At 41.7% G+C, this 650-nt stretch carries 1 protein-coding gene; it reads left to right on the top strand.

Annotated elements, in window-relative coordinates:
- Window positions 1-528: GTP cyclohydrolase II (locus QTO00_RS20565; RefSeq protein ID WP_331426386.1), on the top strand; the 528-nt coding region annotated here is incomplete at its 5' end.
- Window positions 529-650 lie beyond the last annotated feature (122 nt).

Genomic DNA, 650 nt, shown 5'->3' on the forward strand with positions numbered 1-650 from the left:
TCTTTTCATGGTCTTAAGACAGAAAAAGAGCATGTTGCAGTTATTTTTAGACAAGCAGATTCAGCCCAAGAAACGCCGCTTGTTCGTATGCATTCAGAGTGTTTGACCGGAGATGTTTTCCATTCGTCGCGATGTGATTGTGGTGAGCAGCTTGATGAAACCATTAATCGCATGGGTGAATCCGGAGGCATCATTCTTTACCTTCGTCAGGAAGGGCGTGGGATTGGCTTGTACAACAAGATCGATGCGTACAAGCTGCAAAGCGAAGGTATGAACACTTACGAAGCGAATAACCACCTTGGTTTTGGTGATGATCTACGTGATTTTACTGAAGCAGCGCAGATGCTCCAAGCGCTAGGGGTGAACAAAATTCGCTTGGTGACCAACAACCCGAAAAAGATTCGTGACCTTCAAGATCATGGCATTGAAATCGATGAAGTTGTCAACACATTAGCGTACGTTAAAGACGGCAATGAGAATTATCTCAAAGCTAAGGTATCACACGGAAAGCACAGCTTAGACGTTTAACCCATTGAATATCCTATGTTGATAAAAGCCTCACTTTTGTGAGGCTTTTTTGTTTCCTACTTGCAAAAAAAGTGTAAGTTTGTATTATTCGCAATTAATGGTGCAAATGATAATAATTAGCA

Origin of the sequence: Vibrio sp. M260118, assembly GCF_036533755.1 — a bacterium.
In the GTDB taxonomy this organism is placed as follows: domain Bacteria; phylum Pseudomonadota; class Gammaproteobacteria; order Enterobacterales; family Vibrionaceae; genus Vibrio.